Origin of the sequence: Methylosinus sp. R-45379, from assembly GCF_001644125.1 — a bacterium.
Taxonomy (GTDB): domain Bacteria; phylum Pseudomonadota; class Alphaproteobacteria; order Rhizobiales; family Beijerinckiaceae; genus Methylosinus.
The window spans coordinates 1-1389 of sequence record NZ_LUUM01000108.1 but is presented as its reverse complement, the minus strand read 5'-3'; the positions used below and the strand labels follow the sequence as shown (position 1 = coordinate 1389).

Annotated in this window: 2 protein-coding genes; both read right to left on the bottom strand. The window is 58.2% G+C overall.

Annotated elements, in window-relative coordinates; genetic code table 11:
• On the bottom strand, positions 1-303 hold a 303-nt coding region (locus A1351_RS23735; protein WP_157096120.1), incomplete at its 3' end, for a GNAT family N-acetyltransferase.
• 173 nt (positions 304-476) lie between these two features.
• Positions 477-1199: a class I SAM-dependent methyltransferase gene (locus tag A1351_RS05075; RefSeq protein ID WP_064032403.1), complete on the bottom strand. Its 723-nt coding sequence runs from the start codon at positions 1197-1199 to the stop codon at positions 477-479.
• Positions 1200-1389 lie beyond the last annotated feature (190 nt).

Genomic DNA, 1389 nt, shown 5'->3' with positions numbered 1-1389 from the left:
GGCCAGACGCCAGCCGATTTCGATGCAGGGCGTGAAATGCGCGCTGAAAACGGGCTCAGCTAATCCGACATATCCGAGGAATGGCGCCACGCTTGGCGCTTCGACAGCCCATAGACCGAAGCCACGCTCGAGGAGTTCTGCTTGGGCGCGCTCGGCGAACGCGTCGCTCCGAGCACGCTCAAGCGGTTGAGAAAAGTATTTCATGACGCATAGATCGGCGTTGAGCGCAGCGAACGGCTGGAGGTCCGAGTCGCGCCAGCTGCGAAGGCGTAGCCGCTTTGTGATTAATGTCGTGATTTCCATTGTCGTATTCTACAGAGCGCCGCCGAAGGATCCAGCGAAAGCGGGCTTTGCGTCGCATATTCACGCCTGTCGGATCGAGTCGTGGAGCCGCGGAGAACATGGACGCGAATTGTTCGTCTGGCGCGACGATGCAGTTCGAGGACACGCAAAAACTCATGAATCGGGGAAACTATCTATGGAAAGTCCTTCGGACGCTGCCATTCCATCACGAGGAACCAAGGTGCACGGCGATATTTCGCATGCAACGCCGGATCATATCCCGACCGCGGTTGCGGCTCGTCGAAGAACGTCAGCGTAAGTCCGAGTGAAAGCAGCTCTTTCATGTATGAGGACAACGGTCGATGCCAGTTTTCAACGCGAATGCCCGACCATTCCGCCCATTCGGGAAACTCTTCCAGATAGCGGTCGACCGCATAATATGGCCCGGAGCCGTCCTGATCCTTGATCCAGCCTCTCGAACAGGAACTGATGAAACTGTTCAAATTGGCGATCAACAAGGTTCCGCCGGGCTTTAGCACGCGCACCATCTCCGTCAATCCGCCGCGGAAGTCGGCGATATCGATGAGCGTCAAATAGCTGACGATGAGATCGAAGCTGTCCGCGTCGAAAGGGAGGGCTTCCGCTCTCCCGATGCGATAATCCCCTGCCGGATCTCGCTGACGCGCGCGAGAGATTAGATCTTCCGTGGGATCAATTCCGACGACGGAAATGTTCTTCGATGCGAGCACGCGGCAAAAACGTCCTTCGCCACAGCCTACATCAAGCGCGCGCTCGAAGCGCCTGCCCGATATTCGTTCGATCATCACGGGATCGAGCACATGCTCACGCCCAAAATCTCCGCGTTCGCCCTGCGCGGCGATCCAGGCGCTCGCGGACTCGTTCCAACCGTCGCTCATGAGAAACCTCAATATTCCGGATGCGTGAAATTTGCCGTGCAGAGGCGCGAGGGCCGGGCGGCGTCAATAACGCCGAAAGCGAGAGATGGCTACGGAGGCGGTGGACTTTTCGCAATTCACGCGAGCGGTGTCGGCAACCCGATCGTCGGGCTCGGCGGCGGCATCCTTTCAGGTTGGATTGAAACGGAGC

Bases quoted from the DNA above. Each gene is read 5' to 3' on its own strand.
- A1351_RS05075 (WP_064032403.1), bottom strand. From the start codon at position 1,199: ATGAGCGACGGTTGGAACGAGTCCGCGAGCGCCTGGATCGCCGCGCAG.